At 37.4% G+C, this 273-nt stretch carries 1 protein-coding gene; it reads left to right on the top strand.

Annotated elements, in window-relative coordinates:
- On the top strand, positions 1-273 hold a 273-nt coding region (locus Q4528_RS13885; protein ID WP_303522170.1), incomplete at both ends, for a hypothetical protein.

Raw genomic sequence — 273 nt, 5'->3', positions numbered from 1 at the left:
GGACTAAAGTAAGTAAGTATTTTGACAACGTTTTTCATCGACCTGAAAACTATACCTCGAACGAGAGCTGTATTTATCAACTTAATTTTAAAGATGAAGCCCAGAAGTGGCATTGGAGCGGCCTATTAGATAGAAACGGAAACAGAATTCTTCGCAATTTTGTTAATTATGCTGCAGACACATACATAGCAATTGATTCAGAGAGAAAAATCGTTGGTGGCTACTCCTACATACTCGAATCAGGGTATGAAGGAAGCGTAATGGATTTAATAC

It is taken from the genome of Staphylococcus pasteuri, assembly GCF_030547725.1.
GTDB classification, from domain to species: Bacteria; Bacillota; Bacilli; order Staphylococcales; family Staphylococcaceae; genus Staphylococcus; species Staphylococcus pasteuri.
This window is presented reverse-complemented; position numbering and strand designations above follow the sequence as displayed.